The sequence below is a fragment of the Diaminobutyricibacter sp. McL0608 genome (assembly GCF_039613825.1).
In the GTDB taxonomy this organism is placed as follows: Bacteria; Actinomycetota; Actinomycetes; order Actinomycetales; family Microbacteriaceae; genus Diaminobutyricibacter.
Genome location: NZ_CP154826.1, coordinates 540984 through 564635, shown reverse-complemented (window position 1 = coordinate 564635; position 23652 = coordinate 540984). Strand labels below are relative to the sequence as shown.

The window sequence follows — 23652 nt, the reverse complement described above, 5'->3', positions numbered from 1 at the left end:
GGTCAGGCGGCTGGCGCGATCGGCGCGAAGAAGGTCGTGAAAGGGTAGTTCTCGTTGAACTTCTGGACCTTCAGATCCTTCGGCACAACCGAGACCGCCTGGGCGTCGAACAGGAACAAACCGGGCGCCTGGTCGACAAGCAGGTCCATTGCCTTCTCGTAGGTTGCCTGGGCCGCAGCCCTGTCGCTTCCGGTGAGGGTGCCGGCCTTGTCGATCAGCGCGTCGTACTCGGCGTTCTTCCAGTAGCTGAGGTTGAAGAACGGCTTCTCCGACGAGTGGAACAGTGAGTTCAGGTTGTCGGACCCGGCGTCGCTGTACGTCGGCCAGTAGTAGACCACGAAGATGTCCTGCGCGTTCGCCGGGTCCGCCTTGGCCTTCTCCCACTGCTGATTGAACAACTCGGCGGTGACGTTCAGGGTGACGCCGATTTTGGCGAACGCGTCCTTGATGAGCGGAACGAACCGGGTCTCGGCGGGGTTCTCCGACGCGTAGGTAAGGTTCAGGGTCAACCCGTTGGCGTGCCCGGACTCGGCAAGCAGAGCCTTCGCCTTCTCCAGGTCCTGCTTGTACTGCGGGACTTTTTCGCTGTACGGGAAGATGCCCTTTGGCACCGGTCCGTGCGACTGTGTGCCGTAGCCCTCTACGCCGACGTCGATGAGGTCCTTATACGGCACCGCGTAGCTGAGCGCCTGCCGCACCTTCGGGTCGTTCAGCGGAGCCCTGGTCGTGTTGAAGTAGGCCAAGTAGTTGAACGGCGAGTTCGCCGCGCGTACGACTCCGCCCATCTGCTTCGCCACGGAGTTGACGTTGTCCAGTGGGATGGTGGTGGCGAAGTCGACCTCCTTAGCGGTGAGCATCTGCTGCGCGGTCACCGCGTCGGGTGTGATCGAGATGTCGACGATCTTGTAATGCGGGGCGTTCTTCGTGTTCCAGTACTTGTCGTACGCCTGGAGGACAACCTTCTTGCCAGGTTCATAGTCCTTGAGCGTGAACGGACCTGTGCCGGCCTCTATTCCCTTCTCGAAATACTTTGGGTCGGAGGCGGACGCCGCGAGGGCTTTGGGCGCAACGATCCAGGCGCCGTACGTGGAGGCGGCCACGAGGTCCATGGGTGCCGAGTACTTCAGCTTCATCACCACCGTCGAGGCGTCGGTGGCCTCCACCGTGTTCAGCGGGGCCCAGATGAATGCCGCGCCGGCTCGCTTGCGGGCGGCCTCGATGCTGCCGACGACCGCGGCGGCGTCGACTTTCTCGCCGTCATGGAACGTGATCCCCTTCCTAATGTGGAAGGTCCAGGTGAGACCGTCTGCGCTGGTCTCCCATTTCTCGGCGATCGCGGGAGTGAACTCTTGAGCGGAGCCCTCCGGGTTCTTCCAGAGCAGCGGCTCGTAGATGTTGCCCATGTAGAGGGCCTCCGTCGAGAATGATGCGACAGGGTCCCACGTGGTCACGGCAGCGGAAGCGGCGACGGTGAGCACGCCGCCGTCCATGCTGGTACCGGTCGATGCGGGGGAGCAGCCGGACAGCGCTACAAGGCCGAGCGCGGCCGCGATGCCTAGGGCGACGATTCGGCTGGGTTTGATTCGGGTGACGTCCATGTCCACCTCACTGTGAAAAGGTTCCGCCGGGTGCGGGGTAGGGACAGTGTATGGACAAGCGGGCGAGACTCACCAATACTTGGTTATCACCCAATCGATGCTTCGGAGGTATTGCATGGACCTGCGCCTGCTGCGCTATTTCGTCTCGGTGTGCGAGCACGGCACCGTCCATGGCGCTGCCGATGCCCTGCGTGTTGCGCAGCCCTCGCTGAGCCGGCAGATCCGTGGCCTGGAGCGCGACCTCGGCTTCACTCTGTTCGAGCGGGTGCCGCGAGGGGTAATCCTGACGGCGGCCGGCCAGGCGTTCCTTCCCATCGCGCGAGATCTGCTGACGCATGCCGCACGCGCTTCCTCCACGGCGAAGGCCATCGCGGCCGGAAGCGGCGCCGGCCTCATCGTGGCCTCCGCCACGACTACGGTGACTGACATCATCGCGCCGTTCATCGTTTCCGTGGGTGCGCAGGGCCCTATCCAGAATGTCGTGGAGTCGCTTCCGCAAGATGTGTATGACGTGCTCGCCCGGGGCGACGCGGATTTCGCGGTCGGCACCCGGGTGCCGCCCGCGGAGTTCCGCTCGGAGGTCGTCGGGTACGCCTACCTCTGGGCCCAAGTGCACCCGGAACATCCATTCGCACGGCTGCCCAGCGTGCCGCTCGAGCTGCTCGTCCAGGAGCCGCTCATCGTGATGAGCAGCGCGCACGGCGTGCGCCAGATGTTCGACAACGCCGTCACGACCGCCGGCCTGTCGTACACGCCCGCGATCGAGACGACGTCACTCTCCCTCGCGCTCGCACTCGCCGCGGCGGGCCGCGGCGTCTGCATCCTCTCGGACGATTCCCGTTACGGGTTGCACACTGCCCCGATCCGAACTGCCGACGGCGACCTCGCCATCACGCTCTACGGTGTCTGGGACGACAAGCACTACGCCGGCACCCGCATCCAGCGCTGCCTCTCCGACCTCGGCGGGTTCGTCGCCGAACTCTATCCACAGAGCCGGCGCTGACCGCGATGCCGCGAAAGCATCGGAGAGAGAGAGTACAGGTCTTGGACGCGCATCCACTCCACCGCCCATGCTGAGGCCCACACATCGATCAAGGAGGATCACATGCGCGTGCGTCAACTTGTCGCCGGCCTGGCGGCGATCATCATCGGATCAGGTCTCGTGATTGCGACAGGCGCCACAGCCGCGGAAGCACGGGGCCTCGGCGATCTGCGCGGGAACGGCGCCGTCTCCCGCACGGTACTCACGGCGGCGCAACTGCAGAGCGGCGCCGCCACAGGAACCGTCGCGAGCAGCGCGTTCGGGGTGCCCCCTGGCGCCGCGAACCCTCGCAACTCCTTCGAGGGCACCCTGACCGTCTCTCACGCGGGAGACGTCGGAGGCTTCACCGCGATCAAGGATCCCTACGACTACTCTTCGATCCCTGCCGTAAAGCATCTTCCCGACTTCTCCGCCGCCATCGTGCAGAACGGAAGCTACCTGATTCCCGCCGAGCGCGGGGTGCAGATCACCGGGAACGCCGCGTGGAACATCGCCCTCGGCGTCGGCCGAGCCTGGCAAGAGAAGGGCGACGGCAGACTCACACGTGCCGCCCTCCCGTTCTCCCTCATCGAACGCAACGCCAATTGCGTGCACAACGGTCTAATCACGTTCCTCTTCTCGCGGACTCAGACCTCACAACTGAGGTACCAGATCACGAGCGAGACCTGCGAATACTTCCAATTCGACATGTGGGGGCAGCTGCCTACCACGGTCACCCAGGAGAAGGTCGCAAACGCGCAGAAGATCCGCACCGCATTCGCCGCCGAACTCGCCGCACGCATCCCCACACGGCCCATCGCCCAACTCGCGGCCGACTACCCTGCCGCAGGGATCGACAGCTCGGCATTCGGTGCGGGCACCACCCCCGCGGCACGCACGACTCTCGGCTTCGTGTACGGCGGCGTGAACTACGTAGGCGACTGCCCGACCAGGCAGGGGCCGCACCCGTACTGCAGCGAGGTCCTGATGCCCTCGTACTCGACGGCTAAGACCGCGTTCGGCACTCTGGCGCTGCTCCGGCTGGCACAGAAGTACGGACCGTCGGTCGCCGACGAGCTGATCACAGCGCTGATTCCGCAGGCCGCGGGAATGCCCGCGTGGAAGGGTGTCACAATTCGTGACGCGATCGACATGGCGACCGGAAACTACACCTCGGCCGGTTATGAAGTCGACGAGGGCGGAAGCACGATGAGCGCGTTCTTCGACGCAGAGAGCGAGACGCAGAAGACCGCCACGGCGCTATCCTTCCCCCGCTCAGCCACGCCGGGAACAACGTGGGTCTACCACACCTCCGACTCCTACCTCGCCGTGCAAGCCATGAATGCCGTGCTCCGCCAACACGAGGGCCCCCATGCCGACATCTTCAGCATGCTGTGCAACGAAGTGCTCATCCCCGCCGGCGTCGGCCCGGACTCCCTCACCACCCTGCGCACAGACAACTCGACGACAGGCGCACCGTTCGGTGGCTACGGAATGTTCTGGACCCAGGACTCGATCGCGAAGGTCGCCCGCCTCATGGGACCGCAGCACGGGGCAGTCCACGGGGTCCAGCTGCTCCAACCCCGGCTGCTCGACGCGGCCCTGCAGCGCAACCCCTCCGATCGCGGCCTCCCCGTAACCGGTAGCACGAGCCTGCGCTACAACGCAGGCGTCTGGGCGAAGGACTACACGTCCGCGGACGCCCCTTCGTTCACGACCCCATTCACCGTCCCGTTCATGTCGGGCTTCGGCGGAATCACGGTCGCCATGATGCCGAACGGCTCGACGTACTACGTCTTCAGCGACAACGACGAGTTCGCCTGGGCCTCCGCGGTCGCGCAGTCCGCGAAGCTCGCCCCCATGACGGGTGGCAGCGCCCCGACCTCCACCACTCACGCAGGACATCGTTCGTGATCGACAATGTCCCTATCACGGCATCCTGAGACTGACGGATGCGCGCGCCGGCACTCGCCCCACCACTGCCTTTACGATCAGGGCGCGATCGTCGCCGAGCTCCGTTCCCAGGGTCAGCACTGATCTCGATGCTCCACAGGCATCGGCGCAAGCGAAGGTGGGTCTTGGACGGGCATAGGGTCGACCGCCGATACTAGGGAGCACACATCGATCGAGGAGGATCACATGCGTGCGCGTCATTGTGTCGCCTGGTCTGCGTGGCGCTGTAGCTTCTTGGACGGCGGTAGCGAGGCGCCACTCCTGCTCCCGCCAGTCCACAACGGCCATATCCGCCCGGAAACATGGCAATCCGGCGTGCTCCCGGGCACACTGGCAGAGCCGCGACGTGACCGGCAAAGGGGCACTCACCCGAAGGAGGCCGCGAAGTGAGTCAGCCACAGGGCCACCTCGAGAAGCGACTGGGGCTGCCTTCCGTTGTCGCGTTCGGCCTGGCCTATATGGCGCCCAGCCTGGTGATGGTGATCTTCGGTGTCATCTCCGTCGCCAGCGCCGGAACCGCCCCGACCGCTTTTCTCATCGCCACTTTGGCCATGCTCTTGACTGCGCTGAGCTATGCCAAGCTGTCCAAGCACTACCCGGTGTCCGGTTCGGCGTATTTCTACGCCCGGCGGCTCCTGAACTCTCCGATCGGGTTCCTGGTCGGCTGGAGCATCCTGCTGGACTACCTTTTCCTGCCGATGGTCGCTTGGCTGGTGCAGTCCGTTTACCTCAATGCCCAGTTCCCGGAAATCCCGGTATGGGCCTGGATGCTGATCAATGCCGGGCTCACCACGGCGATCAACATCATCGGCCTCGTACTCAGCAACCGCGTCAACATGGTCCTGACTGCATTCTCCGTCTTCCTGGTGCTCCTATTCGTGGCGTACTGCCTGGTCTTTCTGGTGCACCATCCCGCACACGACTACGTCACCCCGGTATGGAACAATCAGACCAGCGTCGGCGGAGTCACCGCGGCTGCCGCGATCGCCGCATACTCCTACCTTGGCTTCGACGCGGTTACAACTTTGTCGGAAGAGACCAAGAGCGCCTCCAAGACGATCCCGCGAGCGGTCATCCTGGTGATCGTGATCGGGGGTCTATTGTTCGTCAGCGTCGCCTACGTCATGCAGCTGGTCCACCCCGGGTTCGACTTCGGCGGCTCGGGCAATGAGCAAGTAGGCGGCTACATCCTCTCCATCCAGGTCGGTGGGCAGACATTCGCCGACTGGACGAACCTGGCCGCGGTCATCGCCGGGTTCGCGTCGGGGCTCGCGGTGCAGCTGAGCTCCAGCAGGTTGCTTTACTTCATGGGACGCGACGGAGTGCTCTCCAAGCGACTGTTCGGGTGGGTCAGCCCCCTCACCAAGACACCGATCTGGGCGATCGCATTCACTGGGTGATGTGCTTTGTCGGTATGTTCCTGACAACTGACATCGCCTTTTCCTTCATCAATTTCGGCGCGTTCACCGGTTTCACCGTCGTCAATATCTGCGTCATCGCGTTTTACGTCCGGAAACGAACCACCGCCCCGCTCACTGTACTCGGGTACGTGATCCTCCCCGCCGTGGGCGCGTGCGTCACCCTCTATATGCTCACCCGGCTCAGCACGACCGCGCTGATCATCGGCTCCTGCTGGTTGGCCGCCGGGTTTCTCTGGCTGCTGTGGCTCACCCGCGGGTTCCGGAGACCCACGCCCGCGATGTCGGTTGACGAAACAGGCGGCGAGATCGATGACATCCGCACCCGGCCCGTCAGAGCCGTCGAACTTGACCAGGACTTATCCGAAAAAGGCTGACGCGGCTTGATCTTGTCTGCGAGAAAGCGCGTGGGAGAGGATTGCGCGCCGAGCACATCCATGGGCACGGCCGCCGGACAGAACACTCGCCAGGTGCCACAAGCCGCGCACTCCGCATCATTGCCCCACGTGGTGGTTGAAGATCACCACTCAACCGACCCTTCCGCTCCAACGCAGTTACGGATACATGCCTCGGAGACGGTGCGCTTCGGTGACCCGTTCGACAGCGAGGGCGGTCGCGGCCTCGCGCAGCGTGAGGCCACGCGCATCGGCGTAGGCGAGGACACTGCGCCACGTGGAGAGCATTCGGGAACGGAGTCGAGATTCAACTTCTTCAACTCCCCACCAGTAGGCCTGGTTGGCCTGGACCCACTCGAAATAGGAGACGATCACTCCACCCGAGTTGGCGAGAATGTCAGGGACGACCAACTGGTCGTTCGCGACGAAAATCCGGTCCGCAGCCGTGGTAGTCGGCCCATTTGCGCCTTCGACAATAACGCGGGCGGTGACCCGTGGTGCGTTCTCGGCGGTGAGAACGCCTTCCACCGCCGCAGGGATCAAGAGGTCCACAGGAAGCTCAAGCGCGGCGGCACCATCGATCGATTCGGAACGGGCGAACCCTACGACGGATCCGGTCGCGTCCACATGCGCGCCGAGACGGTCTAGGTCGATTCCTGCTGAGTTGTAGATGGCGCCGTACTGGTCGGCGACAGCAACCACGCGTGCGCCCGCTTCGCACAGGAACCGGGTGGTGTCGCGGCCGACCTTACCGAAGCCCTGAACGACGGTGGTAGCTCCGACGGGAGAGATTCCGCGGTGTTGCAGGGCGGCGAGGGCGACGTGTGCGACGCCGCGAGAGGTTGCGCTCGCGCGGCCGAGAGAGCCACCGAGGGCTAGCGGCTTACCGGTCACGACGCCAGGAACGGTGTATCCGGTCGCAACCGAGTAGGTGTCCATGATCCAGGCCATGGTCTTCTCCGAGGTCCCGATATCGGGAGCGGGGATGTCACGTTCAGGGCCGATGATCGGAAGGATTTCGCTGGTGTATCGCCGGGTGACGCGTTCGAGCTCTGCCTCCGAGTGGACGCGGGGGTCGATGGTGATGCCGCCTTTTGCTCCGCCATACGGGATGTCGACTAGCGCGCATTTCCAGGTCATCCACATCGCGAGTGCGCGGACCTCGTCGAGGGTAACATCTGGGCTATAGCGGAGCCCGCCTTTAGCTGGCCCCCGCGAAAGGTTGTGCTGAACTCGGTGGCCGGTGAAGACTCTGATGCTGCCGTCGTCGGCGCGCAGGGGCACCGACACGGTCATCTCGCGACGAGGCGTCGCCAGCATGTCTCTGATACCGGAGTCGTAGCCCAGAGTGGCGATCGCAGCATCTAACTGGGCGGTTGCGTCGCTGAGCGGGTTGGCAGCGGTCAGTCTTGCCGTCTCCATCGAGAGCATCGCGGGTCCTCCTCAGGGGTCCAATGCGTCCCACGGTACGGTCACGGCACACCTGGCGAAATAGACAACCCGTCCATGTGGGAAGGGCGAAATAGACACGACGTCTACACACAACATGGGGCTGCCGGTCAGCAGCGATGTGAAGGCGTTCCCTTCACAACCGACACGGCTACCTCCGTGATCTCCGTCTCCGCGTCACCGCCACTCCTTGCGTTCTCCCTCCCCGAATCGTCATCCTTATGGCCGGCGATCCGGGACGAAGGTGCCCTCGCCGTGAACTTCCTCACGGCAGACCAGGAGGACGTGTCCGCCCGCTTCTCACAGCGCGGAATCGATCGTTTCGCTGCCGGTGGTTGGCGGCTGTTGGCGACAGGCGAACCAGTGATCGAAGGTGCGGCAACGTGGGTGCGCGGCGCTATCCTTCAACGCACCCCAGCCGGCGGCAGCTACGTGATCACGGTGAAGTTGCTCGAATCCTCGATCGACGAGATTGGCTCCAAGCACGTGCCGAAGTCGAGCCCGCTGATTTATCACGACCGCGCATACCATCGGATCCGGTAACGAGTTCCAGAGTAGCCGCCCCAACCGCTCCCCGACTGCTCGCGTCACGACCCGACCCGTCAGGTGCAGACTCGATAGCTGAGAATCGTCAGTGTCAGCATCATGGGCGCTGTCGACTCAGCTCTGCGGCGCGGACGCGCACGAGGGTCAGGTCGAGCAATGGTGTTGTCACCGAAAGTTCACGGGCACGATTCGCCAGGTCACCCAGGATGTGTTCGGCTTCAGTTGCTCTCCCTGCGGCGAGGTCGCGAAAGAGCGATGAGGTGAATGGCGAGCCTGGTTCGGCCAGAATGTTGATGGACTGTCTATGCGCGGCGGCGCGCGGAGGGTAGCCTGCCGCGCTTGCGATGGCCTCCGTTTCGGCGATTGCCGCTTCAATGTAGCGGAGTCCTCCGGCTTCCTGGATCCGGCCCACCGTGTTGTCGAACAGGCAGGTGACGATCCCGGCTGATGCGATGAACGCCCACTTCTCCCAGAGTCGCAGCCAGACCTCGTCTGTTTCGACGACCGCCAGTCCGGGCACATCGAGAAGCTGCCGGACGGACCTCGGCATCGGCTCCGTGCCGAGTGAGCCGATAGTGATTTCAGCCAGCGCGGTCATCTGCACGGCTCCGCCGCGTTCGTCGAGGGTCGCGACAATCTTGATGAGCCCACCGGCGACCCGGCCCGGGTAGCGGCCATCGAGCAGGTCGATGTGGCGGATGCCGTTCAGAAACGGGACGATGACCGTTGCCGGTCCGACCGCAGGGACGATGTCCTCCATCACGGCGGCGATCGCGCTGGCTTTCACGGCCACGATGACCAGATCGAACGCGCCGGTGAGGGTGTCCGCGGTGACGGTTTTTGCGGAAACGGAGTGTCTTCCGTCGGGTTCGGTCAGGGAGATGCCATCCCGTTCGAGGATTCGTTGGCGCTCAGTCCGTACGAGGTAAGTGACGTCTCGGCCAGCCTGAGTCAATCGAACCCCGACAGCGACCCCGGTTGCGCCGGCTCCGACGATGAGAATGTTCATGTGTCCATGGTGGCGTTGAGCGTATGCCGCGCGTCGCATGCGGAAGGCGTGGGATTCGAACTCTATTCCCTCAGCCATCGAGCGGGGGTCGGCAAAGTACCGTGTAATTCCGAGATTTAGGACTTGGCCTCTCCCTGAGCATCGAGATTGTCCAATATCTCCTCGACTTCGGGCGCACGGCTGACGTGAACGACCCTGATCGAGAAAACCCTCGGTGCTCTCGTCGGATGGCTCATCGTGCTGGCCGTGCGCGAGGTGCGCCGCTCGATGAAGCGTGTCGGCGTCCAAAGCAAAAAACGCCCTCCCGGCGGAGGGTGAATCGATGAGGATCGGCGCGCAGGGTGATCGATCGCGCGGTCGCTCAGCTCATGAGCGACCTAGGTCTGCCCCAGTCGCCGATCTACAGCCCGGTCGGCGAAGGGGACGAACTCATCGTCGGTGACACCGCCTTGAGCGCCAATACGACGAGATGTGAGTTTACGTCCAATCGGACATTCTATTCCTGGAATGGGACGACCTGCTCAGGTTCCCGTCGTGACCGGTGCACGGTCGCCGGCGTCCACGACAATGCGACCGTCGACGACGGTGATCAGAACGACAGCCTCGCCGAGGCTGTCGGGCGTGACCGCGCGAGGATCGCGGTCGAGCACAGTGATGTCCGCCGCCGCGCCGACGTGGAGCACACCGCCCGTTCGGCCTATCGTCCGATAGGGCTCGACGGTCAGACCGCGCAACGCGTCCATCGCGTCGAGTGCCTGGTCCGGGTTGATCGGCACGGCGTCCGGGTGATCGTGAGGGCGGCGCAGCTGTGCGTCAGCGAGGATGCCGACCGCATCGCTCGGAGCGACGGGCCAGTCCGAGCCCAGGGCGAGGGGTATCCCCGCACGGACGAGATCCCGGGTTCGGAAGCCCCGCTCAGCGCGCGCCTCGCCCAGTCTTCTCGACCAGTTGTCGCTTCCGTCCGCACGGGTGAACAGCGTGCAATGTGTGGGCTGCATGCTCGCAGTGGCCTGCGACGACACAAACACTTCGAGCGCGGCATCCGTCATCGTCTCGATGTGCTCGACCCGGTGCGTCGCCGTGCGCTCGACCAATCCGTCGATTGCGAGCACGACGAAATCGATCCCGGCGTCCCCGATCGCGTGTGTCGTAGTCGGGATGCCGCGCCGGTCCAGTGCGGTGAGCGCGTCGCGGTACTGTTCGGGATCAAGCCACAGCGATGTCGTGGACTCGCCGAGGCAGTCCGGCTCGTGCAGCCACGCCGTTCCGTTATCGACAGTGCCGTCGATCATGAGCTTGACGCCCTCCACGATCCAGCGGCGTCCGTGCACGCCCTGCAGCCCGGCCAGCCGGGAAACCTCTTCGAGCGGCGCCCCCGGCACGTACCAGGGAGACATCCGAAGCCGGATCGGAAGGTCGCGGGTTGCCTCGATCGCCTGCAGCAGCTCGATCGCGTCAGGGGCGAGGTCCTGAACCTGTCCTGACGTGAAGCCGCCGTGAGCCATGCGGAGGAGCACCTCGTAGAGTGCCTCGGCGCGGCGATCGAAGCTCAGCGGAGGTAGGACCGCTTCCACCAGGTGAACCGCCTGAAGCTCGAGGAGGTAGCCGGACGGGCGGCCGGTCGCGTCGGTGACGACACGAGACGCGTCGGTGAACTCTTCGGCACCCGTGACCTTGGCGAGCGCGAGTGCGCCGGAGGATGCCAGAGCGGCATGGGCGTCGAAGAAGCGGATGAACGCCGGGCGGTCGCCCGCCACGTCGTTCAGGACCGCGTTCGTGACGGGTTCCTCGCCGAACACGTTCGGATCGAGGCCCCACCCGAGGAGCCAGTCCTCCGCCGCCAATCCGTCCGCCTCTGCTCGCAGCGACGACTCGACGTCTGCAAGCGTGCGGCATCGGCTGAGATCGGCCCCACGCGTCATATCGATACCGAACACGGGATGGATATGACTGTCGACGAACCCCGGCAGAATGGCCGCGCCCGCAAGCTCGATCACTCTTGTTGCCTCGCCGATGTATGGCTGCAGGTCGCTCCTACTCCCTAGCGCCACCACTTCACCGGCGAGGATGGCCAGGCCCTCGGTCTCGGCCGGCGTCGCGGCATCGGACGCCATCGTCACCACCACGCCACCGAGCAGCACCAGGTCTGCGGCGCTTTCAGTGATCACCGGACCTCCGCCAGCTCGTCGAGGGCCGGCTCCGGCTCTGCGCCGCCGATCCGCGCGAACACCTCGGGCTTGCGCGCACGGAGGAAGAGCGCGTACACGGCTCCGGCGATGAGCACCACGGGGACCACGGCGAGGATGACGGCGTTGATTGCGGGGCCGGCGCCTGTCAGGTATTCGATGGTGATCACCAGGACGGCGAGTAGCACTGCCATCGCCACGACTGAGACGATCGCGGCGGGCAACACATACCAGCGGGGCGCGAGCTTGCGGTTGCGCATGATGAAGATCACCACCGAGATCGAGGCGAGAAGCTGCAGGGTGATGATGCCGTAGACCCCGGGCGAGTTGACAAGGATGACCAGCTGCGTGAGCGGGTCGAGACCGGCGACACCGAAGGCGATGACGACCGCGATGGCCACAGCGGTCTGGATCAACCCGGCGAGCCATGGCGAACCCGACCGGTTGGTCCTGTTGAAGAATGCGGGGAGGATCCCGTCGCGCGACAACGCGAAGCTATACCTGTTGATTGCGTTATGGAAGGCGAGCTGTCCGGCGAAGATGCTCGTCACGATCAGCACGAACATCACCGACACTCCCCACTGACCGACGTACTCCCCCATCGCGGTGAAGAAGAAGGCTGACGGGTTCTTCGCGATGACCCCCTGCACGGCACTGTCGCCGAACGCCTGGATCACGAGCCACAGCGTGCCTGTGTAGAAGATCGCCAAGAACGCAACCGCGATGTATGTGGCGCGCGGTATCGACCGGTCGGGGTTCCGGGTCTCACTGCGGTAGAGCACCGTTGATTCGAAGCCCATGAACGCGGCGAAGCCGAAACCCATGATCGCGAACATGCTCGGGGTGAAGATGTTCCCCGCCGCGAAGGTTCCGAACTCGAGCTGCCCGGCACGCTGGCTGAGAATCGCTGCGGCGAGCACCACCAGGAGCGCGGTCTCGAGGACCAGGAGCACGCCCAGCACCCTGGCGCCCACGTCCACTCCGACAGCTGCGAGGCCGAATACCAGGACCGCGCCGATCACGGCAAGGATCCACCACTGCACGTCGATGCCGAAGATGTTGGCGAACATGCCCTGCGCCATGACTCCGAACAAGCCCCAGAGCCCGATCTGCAGCACGTTGTAGGAAACCCAGGCCAGGAAGCCGGCTGCCAGCCCGACGACCTTGCCGAGCCCGACGGAGATGTAGGTGTAGAAGCCTCCCATGGGCTTGAGGTTTCGCGCCATGAAAAGGAAGCCGATTGCGAAGACGGCCAGCACAACGCCGGCCACGGCATAGACGATCGGCGCGGAGACTCCACCGATGAGCACCGCGAGCGGTCCGATTCCCGCGAGCACGCTCAGCGGCGCCGCCGCCGAGACCACGAGGAAAACGACTCCCCACGTCCCCAGCGCCGCCTTCTTCAACTTCCCGGTTGGCTCCCCATCGAGGAGCGACGAGTCCAGAGTCATGACAAATCCTTCAGTCGGGTGGTCGACCCAAGGGAGACACTGCTGCGGGTCGTTGGAGGCCAGTCTGCAGCATGGAGTGGTCACTGCGCAATCGATTGTGCAAATTCGGTCTCCGTGGACCGCCATAGGATCGGACCTAGGAGGTGACGATGGCATCAACGCGAGCGGCGACGCTCCAAGACGTCGCCGATCTGAGCGGCGTATCCCGCGGCACGGCGTCCCGAGCACTCACTGGAGAGGGGCGAGTCTCTGCGCAGACGAAATCCCGCGTACTCGACGCTGCGAGAAGCCTCGACTACTCGACCAACAGTGGTGCACGCAACCTTCGACATGCCCGGGCAGGTTCGATCGGCCTGTGGCTGCCCGGCGGCATGAACTCCATGGACTACTACATGAACTTCGCGGTCGGCGTCGTGGAGAGCACGAAGGACAGAGAGCTGACAGTGTCGCTCATTCCCGCCGACTTTCCGGCCGCCAAAGCGCGAAGCCTTCACGTCGACGGATTCGTGATGTCCGATGTGATCGCTGGTGACGAGCTCGCCCGCGCGATTCTCGGGACCGGTCGGCCCGTCGTGGTCTCGGAGCTGGTGCCGCCCGGGATGCCCGAGCCGACCGCGATTGTGGCCGCCGATCACCGGACGGCGATGAGCCAGCTGCTCGATCGACTGACGGCCGGCGGTGCAACCTCGATCGCGGTGATCAGGCCCCCGGTGAACCAGATGTGGGTGCACATAGCGGCCGAGGCCGCGGCGGATTGGGCGGGGCGCCACGGCGTCCCTGTCGCGTTCGTCGACCTCGAAGGCGTGCCATCTGCAGAGGAACTGCACCGGATCATTCGGGCGCTCCAGGCGACGCATCCGGACGTCGACGGGATCGTATGCCTTCCCGAAGGCCTCGGTGTCGGCATCCTCTCCACGCTGCGCGAGCTCGGACGCTCCGTCCCGGAAGACATCCAACTCGTCTCATACACCGACAGTCCGACACTGCGTATCGTGCAACCGCCGATCTCGGCTCTGGACTTGAGGGCTAAGGATGCAGGGATGCACGCCGGCGAACTGCTGATCTCCCTCATCGAAGGCGCCGAGGGCTCCGGGCACACCATCCAGTGGTTCGATCTGGTTTACCGCGAGCGCTCATCCACCCGCCCTCCGAGGACGTAGTACACCAGGTCGGCGATGGGACCGCCGAGGGTGCTGGTCGCGCCGACGAGCAGCACCGCCCGACGGCGCAACTGCAAGAGTGGGACGTGACGTTCTCATGTGATACTAGTCAGCAATAGTTGAGATCATCAATGGTAGGAGCTCTAATGCTCGAGACGGATAAGGCCGACAGCACCAGCTACCTGGAGCGCGCCTCCGACGCACCGCTGTCGCACGAGATCGAGTTCCTCGCTGTCAAGGCGTTCACGCAGGGCACCCGGATCGCGAACCGCTACCTGCAGGACCTCGGATTGCGCGCGCGGTCCTATTCCGTTCTCGCGATGGCGTGTGCGGACCTGGATCCGACTCAGCGCGACCTCGCAGAGTTCCTATCGCTTGATCCGAGCCAGATTGTCTCCTTGGTCGACGAACTCGAACGGGATGGGCTCGTGCGACGGCTCGTCGACCCCTCCGACCGGCGCTCGAAAGTTGTCCACGCTACCGAGGTAGGGCGCGCGCGTTTCGCGGAGGCACAACTCCGCACCCGCTCGGCCGAGAATGAAGCACTCAGCGGGCTGAGTACAGAAGACCGCGAAACTCTGCGAAGCCTGTTGCGCAGACTCGTTTTCGCCGCCGACTAAGCGCCCCGACACAGGAAGGCGCAGGGTTTGCCCCGCGCGGGCTAATGGCTCCTTCAATAATTGACAACGTCAACGACTGTGTGGTGGGATGACCTGATCCGCTGATCGTGCGGACGGACAGAGGAGTTACCGCCATGACGCTCACAGGCAAGGTCGCCATCGTCACCGGTTCGGGTCGCGGGCTCGGGCTCGCCTACGCCCAGGAGTTGGCACGGCAGGGAGCATCCGTCGTCGTCAACGACGTGGACGAGCAGACCGCCGCCGCCGCGGTCGCCAGCATCGAGAGTGAGGGCGGCAGCGCAGTAGCCGTTGTCGCGCCGGTCGGATCGAGCGAGACCGCCGACGAACTCGTCCGCACGGCTGTCGAACAGTTCGGGCGCCTCGACATCCTCGTCACCAACGCGGGTGTGCTCCGCGACACCGTCCTCTGGAAGATGACCGACGACGACTTCGACCTCGTGATCAATGTTCACCTGCGCGGCACGTTCACCTGTGTCCGCGCAGCCGCCACGCACATGCGGGATGCGGGCCAAGGCGGCCGCATCATCTGCATCGGCTCGCCGACGGGCCAGCGCGGCAACTTCGGGCAAACCAACTACTCCGCTGCCAAAGCCGGCATCGTCGGCATGGTTCGCACCTGGGCCCTCGAGCTGAAGCGCGCAGGAATCACCGCGAACGCCGTCATTCCTGTCGCGGCTACCGCGATGACCGCGACCGTGCCCTACTTCGCCGCCGCCGTCGAAGCGGATGCGGCCGGCGAACCGATGCCCGCCTTCTTCCGTCACGATCTCGGGTTCGGCACGTCGACCGACGTCGCCGGTCTCGTCTCCTACCTCGCCTCTGACGCTGCCTCTTCTGTCACCGGTCAAGCGATCGGCATCGGTGGCGACCGCCTACAGCTCTGGTCCCATCCCGAGCCCGTGGTCACGGAATATCACGAGGGCGGATGGTCCGCCGCCGCACTCGAGGCCGACTTCCCGGACCTCATCGGCAGTCACCAGCAGACCGTCGGCGAGGGCTTCCCTCCCCTGCCGGACGAACTGCAGCGCCCCGTACAGGCCTGACCCGCGAAGCGGCCCAATCGAACATGACTCGCTACGAATCCGCAATCGATGTCGACGCGCTCGATGCAATCGACATGCACGTGCACATCGAAATCGACGGGCACGATCACTCGTCGCTGCCGGAAGACCTTCAGGAGGAGGCCAGCGCCTACTTCAAGACCGACAGCCCGAGGCCCGATCTGGAGACGATCGCCGACTACTACCGGAACCGGAAGATGGCGGCCGTCGTATTCACCGTCGACGCAGAGACACAACTCGGCCAACCACCGATTTCAAGCGCCGAGATCGCACAAGGTGCGGCGCGACACAACGATGTGCTCATCCCGTTCGGTTCCGTCGACCCCCACCGACCTGACGCTCTCGACCGGATCCGTCGGCTCGTCGAAGATTCCGGCGTTCGCGGATTCAAGTTCCACCCAACCGTGCAGGGGTTCGATCCGAGCGACGAGCACTTCTATCCGCTCTATGCGGCAATCCAGGATGCGAACATCCCAGCGTTGTTCCACACCGGCCAGACCGGCATTGGAGCGGGCCTTCCCGGCGGCAGGGGCCTGCGTCTCGCACTGTCGAATCCGATGCTCCTCGATGGCGTGGCCGCCGATTTCCCGCGACTTCAGATCATCATGGCCCACCCTGCGGTTCCCTGGCAGGACGAGGCGCTGTCGGTTGCGACCCACAAACACAACACGTGGATCGACCTGTCCGGCTGGAGCCCGAAGTACTTCCCACAGGAGCTCGTGCGCTACGCCAACACGCTCCTGAAGGACCGTGTGCTGTTCGGCTCCGACTTCCCCTCCTCACTCCCGACCGCTGGATTCGCGACGCTGCACAGGTGGCCTTCAAACCCGAAGTCCTACCCGGAATCATGAAGGCCAACGCAGTTCGCCTTCTGGGTCTCTGACACACGCGCTCTGTGAAAGGAAGCACCATGACCACCACCGTCTCCTACGCCGATGTGCCCGGAATGTCCGGCACCGACCTCGGCTGGACCGACTGGCTTGACGTCACGCAAGAACGCGTCAACCTGTTTGCGGATGCCACAGACGACCACCAGTGGATCCACATCGACTCCGAACGGGCGAAAGACGGCCCGTTCGGCGGAGCGATCGCTCATGGATTCCTCTCCCTTTCGTTAACGGTCAAATTCTGGTCCGAACTATTGGACGTTGACGGAGTGTCGACGAAGGTCAACTACGGCCTCGACAAGGTTCGCTTCGTCTCCCCCGTCAAGGTCGGAGCACGTGTGCGTATGAATGCGATCATTGCGGAGGTCACGGAAGTCGCCGGCGGCTACCAGTTCGCTGTCGACCAGACCATCGAGATCGAGGGCGGAGACAAGCCCGCCGTCGTCGCGCGAGGTCTCTACCGCTTCTACGCCTGACGCAACTTTCGCGTTCACCTCGAAGGAGAGGACGAACATGCACGATCACGGCCTCGGCTCGTGGATGTACAAGCGCCGCCTGAAATCACCCGACAAGGTGGCACTGTACTTCGAGAACGACCAGATCACCTATGCCGAGCTCGCGGACGCTGCCGACCGCATCTCGGCTCTGTTGTGGCACCGCGGAGTGCGGAAAGGCGACCGCGTCGCGTTCCTCGGCGAGAACAGCCCTGCCTTCATCGAGGTACTCTTCGGCACGGTCCAGCTGGGAGCCGTCTTCGTTCCAGTCAATACACGGTTGGCTCCGCCGGAAATCGCCCACGTCCTGCGCGACTCGGATGCCCGGGTGCTCATCCACGACCCCGAGCTCGACCAGCGAGTGAACGACGCCGGCTACGACATCCCGGACCGCTTCGTCGTCGGCAGAGGCACACCCGACAGGCCGGGCCTCGACGCGATGTTGGGTTCGAGCGCCGCCGGCCACACCAATGCCGAGGTCGCCCTCGATGATCCCGCGGCGATCATCTACACCTCAGGGACGACCGGTCTGTCGAAAGGCGCGGTTCTCACCCACCAGAACCTCACCTGGGTGGCGTTGAACACACTCGTGGACTACGACGTCGTCTCGACCGAGATCGCCCTGATGATCTCACCGCTCTTCCATGTCGCTTCCCTCGGCATGGGCGCGCTCCCCGTGATCCTCAAAGGCGGCACCATCGTCCTCGAGCGCGGATTCGAACCAGGACGCGCTCTTGCGCTTATCCAGCGATACGGCGTCTCGATGCTCAGCGGCGTCCCGACCACGTTCCAGCTGATGGCCGACCACCCCGACTGGGCGACGACTGACCTCTCCACACTCCAGAAGCTGACCTGCGGCGGCTCGGCCGCCCCCGCCCGCATCCTCAACGCCTACGAGCAGCGTGGCCTCCACTTCTCCCAGGGTTACGGGATGACCGAGACCTCTCCCGGCGCGACCTCGCTGTCACCTGACATGACCCGCCGCAAGCAGGGCAGCGTGGGACTCCCACACTTCTTCACCGACGTCCGCATCACCGACGAGCACGGAGACGTCGTGCCGCGCGGAACGATCGGAGAGATCGAGATCTCGGGACCCAACGTCTTTCCTGGCTACCGTGGGTTACCCGACGCGACGGCGGCGGCCTTCACTGATGACGGATGGTTTAGATCGGGAGACCTTGGCTTTCTCGATCCCGAGGGATACCTCTACATCTCAGACCGCCTCAAGGACATGATCATTTCCGGCGGTGAGAACATCTACCCGGCCGAGGTCGAGAACCTCATCAACGATATCGACGGCGTCAGCGGGGTGGCGGTCATCGGGGTACCCGACGACCGGTGGGGTGAAGTGCCGTGGGCTTTACTGACAGTGAGGAAGGACGTATCGGTCGATACCGCGTCGGTGCGCGAGTTCCTTGATGGAAAGCTCGCACGGTATAAGATCCCCACGCGCGTTGTCGTGATCGACGAACTCCCCCGGACTGCTACGGGGAAGATCCGCAAGGCGGACCTGCGCGCGTACGCTGAAGCTCTTCGCGAACAGACCAGCCCAGCCGAACAGACACCGACGGGCCGACCTCCTTTGAAAACGAGCGACTAGAGTCCGGCCCACGAAGACCCGACCCCATTCCATCGCCTGCGTGAATCACATGTCCGCAATGGAGCACGTTGTGACACCTCGAGCGGCAGACGATGCCGTGGCCGCGCCCACGCCTAAGCCTGCAAGGAACAACCAGGCGCCTAGTACGAGCAGGTTAGGGAGCACGCCGACGTCGTACCTGGCCGCCGACGACATGGTCATCGCGCGGCGCATTCGCCTGTCGTACATGCCGCCGTCGAGTTGGGCGACGCTTCTGCAGCGGGGGTGCCGAGACGCTGAGTGGCGCCGGTTGCTGCCGCGGTCTCGATCGCAGCGAGCACGGTATGCAGCCCTGCGGCATGAGTGAAGTCCGGCGCTGGAGACTTCTCGTTGCGGGCGCTGTCGCGCAGGTTCAGATATGCGTGTGCGAGATTCACCGCGGCATCCGGGACACCCGATACGCGCGTATATCGGGCGGGGACCTCGAGTGGGGATAGCAAGCGCTCGTCCCCGCGCGCGGCGCTCAGTTCTATGCGGCCGATCTGGATGAGGGGTACCCCCTTATCGATTGTCGCGACGATGACACCGTCGGTGCCGACGATCTCCCACCGCAGACCCGGACCTGCTGGGACACCGCCGCGGAACTGCATCGAAACTACGGCGCCATCTGACAGACGACCGGTCAACGCGATCTGATCGTGTACTCGATTCTGAACCCACTCGCCGGTATCGACGTTCAGTTCACGCGGTCGGAGAAGGCCCATCGTCGCCGCGACCTCGGACAGTTCGCCTAGTACGAAGACGAGTGCATCGAGTGTGTGCCCGATCGGCCCCGAGAGCATGCTGAAGCCGCTCTCCGGATCCAGCTGGTAGAGGCGCGTGTTGTCGACTGTTCCACCCCAGTTGCCGCCGGCCGCGACGATTCCGGTCGAGATCACGTCGCCAACGTATCCTTCGCGGATCAGATCCCGCAGGTACACGAGAGCGGGAGAAGATCGTGCCTGGAGCATCACATGCGTTCGGACATCCGATGTGTCCGCGTGATCCACCAGTTCGGCGGCCTCTCTCGAGCTCCGTGCGAGCGGCCATTCGCTGAGCACGCTTGTGCCGGTATCCAGTGTCGTCATGATTAGGTCGCGGTGATCGGGTACTTTGACCGCGACCACGATGAGGTCAACTTCGCCAGAAGCAGCCATTTCACCAACCGAGCCGAACGCGTGAGCGACGCCGTGCTTCTGCGCCGAGCGCTCGGCCGATTCCAACGAACTTGCGGTGACTCCCCTCAACTCGAGGCCCTCGACCGCAGCAATGGCGGGTACGTGTGCCGTGGCGGCCCAGCCGCCGCGCGCGCTGAGCCCTGCGATTCCAATTCGAATGTTCTCTGTCACGTGTTCCTGGCATCCTCTCGTGGGCTTTCCGCTTGCACGACTCCGCCGCGCCCGCGCATCGTCTGGAAACGCGGGGATACGGACGCTCATTCCCTCGAGCGTGGATGCTCAACGAGCACCGTGAGGCTGCTCGGCGGTCGTGTGAACCTCCTCGGAACCCGTACGACCTCGCTCAATTGTGCGCAAAATGTGCGCGAAACTACGCCCAGCTCTAGGTCGTGTTGCACATCTAGGTCGTGTTGCTAAAGCTCGGCGCGCTGCGCAGGAATCCCTTAGCCAGCGGTTCGGCGAGAGCGCAATCTCAGAGCGGAAGCGGTGACCATCGCGGCCCCGACAATCGTCGGGTAGCCGCTCGCCGCGCCGAATGCCACGGCGTTGAATGGACTCAGCCAATCCGAGCTGGACGAAGACCATCCCATTCGTCCGGTCACAGCAAACGCAACGACCGCGATGATGACGATGCCCGCAGTCAGACCGACGACCGGCCAGTACCACCCGATGGCGACCGCCAGTGCACCGACGACAGCGAGCATGGCCAACGTCAGAGGGTTGATCGTAAAGGTGCCTGGGATCTGCGCGGTCGCCGCCACGGCAGTGACGTAGTAGGTCGATACTCCCACTACGAGACCAAGCCCTAGCGACACGACGATCCTGGGGAAAGTGCGTCGTGTTCTGCTCATCTCAGCGGGGACGTCGGATGCAACCATGTGGCTCTCCTCACTCCGGCGGCCATACCAGCATCCCGGAGTCTCCTTTGATCGCCCCATGAGGCAAGTGTGTTGCGCCACACTAGCCATAATCCGGGTGGTTTCGCTAGGTGTCCCAACTTGACCAGGGCGAGCTTATTGAAGCAGCGCTCGACGACGTTCTAGCGGCCGACAGCTTGCCCCACCTCGATGAGGTGTCCGTCGGGGTCGCGGACGTAGCAGCGGATCTCGGCGCCGCGGTCCATGGGCGGGGTGAGGAAGTGTGCGCCTCGAGCCGACCAGGTCTCGTAGATGTTCTGGATGTCAGCGACGCGGATGTTCAGGAATGCGCTGACGACATCCGGGTCGGCCGGTACCTCGAGGGTGACCGTCGGCTTGTCCTCAGTAGGCCCCCCGCCGACGTTGATGATGATCCACGAGTTCGCGAGCTGGACGATGTTCGGTCCGCCACCGCCACTCATCACAACCTCCCCTCCGAGAACGTCGGAGTAGAACCGTACGGAACGGTCGATGTCGCTGGAGACGATGAAGTGGGTGAGTGCGATGCCTTCGCTGGGGGCCGGGAAATCAGCCATGACGATGCTTCCAATCTGTTGTTCGTCTTGCGGTGGGCGCCGGCATTGTTGCGAGAACGCCTGTGAAAAGGGGGAGCTGCTTGTCAGGCAGAGCCCTCGCGAGTGCCTACCCGATACTTCTGGGGCACGAACGTGTGGATGGCTTCGGAAGCGTGGTCCTGGATGATCGGGTCACGCAAGCTGAGCTCAAACTCTCCTTGATCCACGAGCTTGCCGACGAGCTTGCCCTCGGCGCTTGCATAGAAGGCTCCGCTGGTCAGTGTCGGGTCGCTGACGGCTTTCACTAGCCGAGCTGCGCCGACGGGGAGCGGATGGGCGAATCTGAACGTGGGAGCCAGCACCGGGTAGAAGACTTTGTTCATGAAAGTCTTGGCTAGGAATCCCATGTCGCGTGCGCCTTCGGTGTTCGCAGTACCACCGGGGGACATGGTGAGAAGTCGCAGCTCCGGGTGAAGGCGGGCGAGCGACGCGATCCATAGGGCGCCGAGATACTTTGTTTGGCCGTATGCGAGGCTCACTTTGTACTTCCGATCGCTGAACCAGGAGCCGTCGATGACCGACGTGAACTCATCCACGCTGTGGTCGCCGAAGGTGGGTTTGGCAATGCCGATCTTCGGGGCACCAAGGGCGGCCTCACTGCCGGTGAGTACGCCGACGTCGGTCACCGCACCTCGGGAAAGCAAGGTTTCCAACAAGACAACGTGGCCGAGCACGTTCTGAGCGAACATCTCCGTCACGCCGGTGGGGGCGATCGTGGCCGGCGTGGGTCCGCCGAAGCCGCCGGCGTTCAGCACGACCGCATTCAAGGGTTCCGTGAACTGGTCTGCGAGGCGCTGGACGGACTCGAGGTCCCGCAGGTCGAGCGGCACGACCGTGAAGATGTCGCGACCGGTGAGACCCCGAAGTTCCTCGAGCGCCGCGTGTCCTTTGGTCATGTCGCGGGACGCCAGGTAGATGCGTCCGTAGTCGGGACGTCCGGCCAGTTGGCGGGCCACGTCCTTGCCGATGCCAGCGTTTGCGCCGGTAATGAGGATTGTCTTTTCGTAGGTGGACAACGTGTTACCTATCTATCGAACTGTTGATCTGGCGGAATGGACCCGGCGCGGTTGCGCATCAGTGCGCCAGCGACGCGCTGAGCTCGTCGACCCGAAGGTGGAGCTGATGCATTTGGCTCCTGAGCACGTCGGGGTCGCGCAGAGAGTGAGTCAGGAGAGCTGCGCCCTCATACGCGGCGATGAGCGTGATCGCCTGTTGGCGGGCATCCGCACATGCGAGGTTCGCGAACTGCTGTTCTGCCCAGTCGATCATCGGCACCAGCAATTGCTGGCTCTCCGGGCTGGCCGTGGTGCCGTTGCGTTTGTCCAGTTCGGCGGACAGCGTGCCAAGGGGGCAGCCGTACTCGGCGACGGAACCACCGACCTCGGTGAGCACGTCCAGGAGACCATGCAGGCGCTCGGTTGGCGTACCCAGCCGCTCGAGCCGTTGAAACAGTTGGGTGCTCTCCGAGCTTTGGGCGGCGACCGCGGCAGCCACCAAATCGTTTTTGGTCTTGAAGTAGTAGTAAATGTTGCCGACAGGCACGCCTGCCGCCTCCGCCACGTCGGCCAGCGAGGTGCGTTCCACCCCGCGTTCGTAGATGACCCGACGGGCACCGGACACTAGTCGATCTCGCTTGCTAGACATCTTTTGGTCCGCTGTCATTTCGCGGGCAATTCGGGGCTGACCGGTAGCCACTCTGACCTCGCTCTGTTAGTTGACTGACTAACAACTATCGCAACGTTAGTACTTCTCTGAACATCCGTCAAGTTAGATGACTGACTCACCTTGACGAGATCTTTTGGGTTCGGGCTTCGCCGAGCGCGAGAGAAGATCGACGGTGAGCTGATCGTGCACTGCCAGGTCGGACAGCGCGGTCTCACGGCCACGCGGATATTCACCCAATTCGGACGGCGAGTGCGCAACTTCGACGGCGGCAACCAGACCTGGAAGGCCGGCGTGCGGGCTGACTGCCGTGCTCCACCGCCGGAGTCACGCCCGACGACCTCGCCAAAGCCGGCATCGTGATGGTAGACCCGATGTCCGACTTCGGCGGCTGGGGCTTGCGATAGGTGATCGGCCCCGCCCACAAATCGCA

At 64.0% G+C, this 23652-nt stretch carries 21 protein-coding genes and 1 pseudogene; 12 read left to right on the top strand and 10 right to left on the bottom strand.

Annotation, left to right across the window (positions count from 1 at the left end):
* Positions 1-2: 2 nt before the first annotated feature.
* Positions 3-1598, bottom strand: a complete 1596-nt coding sequence (locus AAYO93_RS02670; protein WP_345763473.1) for an ABC transporter substrate-binding protein — start codon at positions 1596-1598, stop codon at positions 3-5.
* Between the two features lie 115 nt (positions 1599-1713).
* On the opposite strand from AAYO93_RS02670, the gene AAYO93_RS02665 reads away from it, so the two are divergent.
* The 4 genes from AAYO93_RS02665 to AAYO93_RS02650 all read left to right on the top strand — a co-directional run bounded on the left by AAYO93_RS02665 (position 1714) and on the right by AAYO93_RS02650 (position 6367).
* Complete coding sequence (locus AAYO93_RS02665) at positions 1714-2601, top strand: LysR family transcriptional regulator (RefSeq protein ID WP_345763472.1); 888 nt, start codon at positions 1714-1716, stop codon at positions 2599-2601.
* A 102-nt stretch (positions 2602-2703) separates the two neighbouring features.
* Positions 2704-4533 (top strand): hypothetical protein, encoded by a 1830-nt coding sequence (locus tag AAYO93_RS02660; RefSeq protein WP_345763471.1) that lies wholly within the window; start codon positions 2704-2706, stop codon positions 4531-4533.
* Positions 4534-4958: 425 nt separating this feature from the next.
* Complete coding sequence (locus tag AAYO93_RS02655; protein ID WP_345763470.1) at positions 4959-5972, top strand: APC family permease; 1014 nt, start codon at positions 4959-4961, stop codon at positions 5970-5972.
* 14 nt (positions 5973-5986) lie between these two features.
* Positions 5987-6367 (top strand): hypothetical protein, encoded by a 381-nt coding sequence (locus AAYO93_RS02650; protein WP_345763469.1) that lies wholly within the window; start codon positions 5987-5989, stop codon positions 6365-6367.
* 177 nt (positions 6368-6544) lie between these two features.
* Here AAYO93_RS02650 and AAYO93_RS02645 read toward each other — a convergent pair whose 3' ends face one another.
* Complete coding sequence (locus AAYO93_RS02645) at positions 6545-7816, bottom strand: Glu/Leu/Phe/Val family dehydrogenase (RefSeq protein ID WP_345763468.1); 1272 nt, start codon at positions 7814-7816, stop codon at positions 6545-6547.
* Positions 7817-7891: 75 nt separating this feature from the next.
* Between AAYO93_RS02645 and AAYO93_RS02640 the strand changes: the two genes are divergently transcribed.
* Positions 7892-8377: a flavin reductase family protein gene (locus AAYO93_RS02640; RefSeq protein ID WP_345763467.1), complete on the top strand. Its 486-nt coding sequence runs from the start codon at positions 7892-7894 to the stop codon at positions 8375-8377.
* 100 nt (positions 8378-8477) lie between these two features.
* Here AAYO93_RS02640 and AAYO93_RS02635 read toward each other — a convergent pair whose 3' ends face one another.
* From AAYO93_RS02635 to AAYO93_RS02625, 3 genes are all read right to left on the bottom strand, one after another.
* On the bottom strand, positions 8478-9389 hold the full coding sequence (locus AAYO93_RS02635) for a ketopantoate reductase family protein (RefSeq protein ID WP_345763466.1): 912 nt from the start codon (positions 9387-9389) through the stop codon (positions 8478-8480).
* Positions 9390-9910: 521 nt separating this feature from the next.
* Complete coding sequence (locus tag AAYO93_RS02630) at positions 9911-11557, bottom strand: amidohydrolase (RefSeq protein ID WP_345763465.1); 1647 nt, start codon at positions 11555-11557, stop codon at positions 9911-9913.
* Entirely contained in the window at positions 11554-13026 is a 1473-nt protein-coding gene (locus AAYO93_RS02625; RefSeq protein ID WP_345763464.1) for an APC family permease, read from the bottom strand. The genes AAYO93_RS02630 and AAYO93_RS02625 overlap by 4 nt, the downstream gene beginning before the upstream one ends.
* Before the next feature lie 149 nt (positions 13027-13175).
* Between AAYO93_RS02625 and AAYO93_RS02620 the strand changes: the two genes are divergently transcribed.
* The 6 genes and pseudogenes from AAYO93_RS02620 to AAYO93_RS02595 all read left to right on the top strand — a co-directional run bounded on the left by AAYO93_RS02620 (position 13176) and on the right by AAYO93_RS02595 (position 18869).
* On the top strand, positions 13176-14186 hold the full coding sequence (locus tag AAYO93_RS02620) for a LacI family DNA-binding transcriptional regulator (RefSeq protein WP_345763463.1): 1011 nt from the start codon (positions 13176-13178) through the stop codon (positions 14184-14186).
* Positions 14187-14332: 146 nt separating this feature from the next.
* Positions 14333-14806 carry a MarR family winged helix-turn-helix transcriptional regulator gene (locus tag AAYO93_RS02615; protein WP_345763462.1) on the top strand — a complete coding sequence of 158 codons (474 nt, stop codon included), beginning with the start codon at positions 14333-14335 and terminating at the stop codon, positions 14804-14806.
* Positions 14807-14940: 134 nt separating this feature from the next.
* Positions 14941-15870 carry an SDR family NAD(P)-dependent oxidoreductase gene (locus AAYO93_RS02610; protein ID WP_345763461.1) on the top strand — a complete coding sequence of 310 codons (930 nt, stop codon included), beginning with the start codon at positions 14941-14943 and terminating at the stop codon, positions 15868-15870.
* Positions 15871-15893: 23 nt separating this feature from the next.
* A pseudogene (locus tag AAYO93_RS02605) lies at positions 15894-16771 on the top strand (amidohydrolase family protein).
* A 27-nt stretch (positions 16772-16798) separates the two neighbouring features.
* Entirely contained in the window at positions 16799-17251 is a 453-nt protein-coding gene (locus AAYO93_RS02600) for a MaoC family dehydratase (protein ID WP_345763460.1), read from the top strand.
* Positions 17252-17288: 37 nt separating this feature from the next.
* Positions 17289-18869, top strand: coding sequence for an acyl-CoA synthetase (locus tag AAYO93_RS02595; RefSeq protein WP_345763459.1), 1581 nt, complete (start codon positions 17289-17291; stop codon positions 18867-18869).
* Positions 18870-19066: 197 nt separating this feature from the next.
* Here the strand turns inward: AAYO93_RS02595 and AAYO93_RS02590 are convergent, their stop codons facing one another.
* The 5 genes from AAYO93_RS02590 to AAYO93_RS02570 form a co-directional block, all read right to left on the bottom strand.
* Complete coding sequence (locus AAYO93_RS02590; protein ID WP_345763458.1) at positions 19067-20236, bottom strand: Gfo/Idh/MocA family protein; 1170 nt, start codon at positions 20234-20236, stop codon at positions 19067-19069.
* A gap of 272 nt (positions 20237-20508) precedes the next feature.
* Entirely contained in the window at positions 20509-20943 is a 435-nt protein-coding gene (locus AAYO93_RS02585) for a hypothetical protein (protein WP_345763457.1), read from the bottom strand.
* A gap of 161 nt (positions 20944-21104) precedes the next feature.
* Positions 21105-21518 (bottom strand): VOC family protein, encoded by a 414-nt coding sequence (locus AAYO93_RS02580; protein WP_345763456.1) that lies wholly within the window; start codon positions 21516-21518, stop codon positions 21105-21107.
* A gap of 83 nt (positions 21519-21601) precedes the next feature.
* Positions 21602-22573 carry an SDR family NAD(P)-dependent oxidoreductase gene (locus AAYO93_RS02575; RefSeq protein WP_345763455.1) on the bottom strand — a complete coding sequence of 324 codons (972 nt, stop codon included), beginning with the start codon at positions 22571-22573 and terminating at the stop codon, positions 21602-21604.
* Between the two features lie 58 nt (positions 22574-22631).
* Positions 22632-23141, bottom strand: a complete 510-nt coding sequence (locus AAYO93_RS02570; RefSeq protein WP_345763454.1) for a TetR/AcrR family transcriptional regulator — start codon at positions 23139-23141, stop codon at positions 22632-22634.
* A 201-nt stretch (positions 23142-23342) separates the two neighbouring features.
* On the opposite strand from AAYO93_RS02570, the gene AAYO93_RS02565 reads away from it, so the two are divergent.
* Complete coding sequence (locus tag AAYO93_RS02565; protein ID WP_345763453.1) at positions 23343-23582, top strand: rhodanese-like domain-containing protein; 240 nt, start codon at positions 23343-23345, stop codon at positions 23580-23582.
* The last annotated feature ends 70 nt before the right edge of the window (positions 23583-23652 follow it).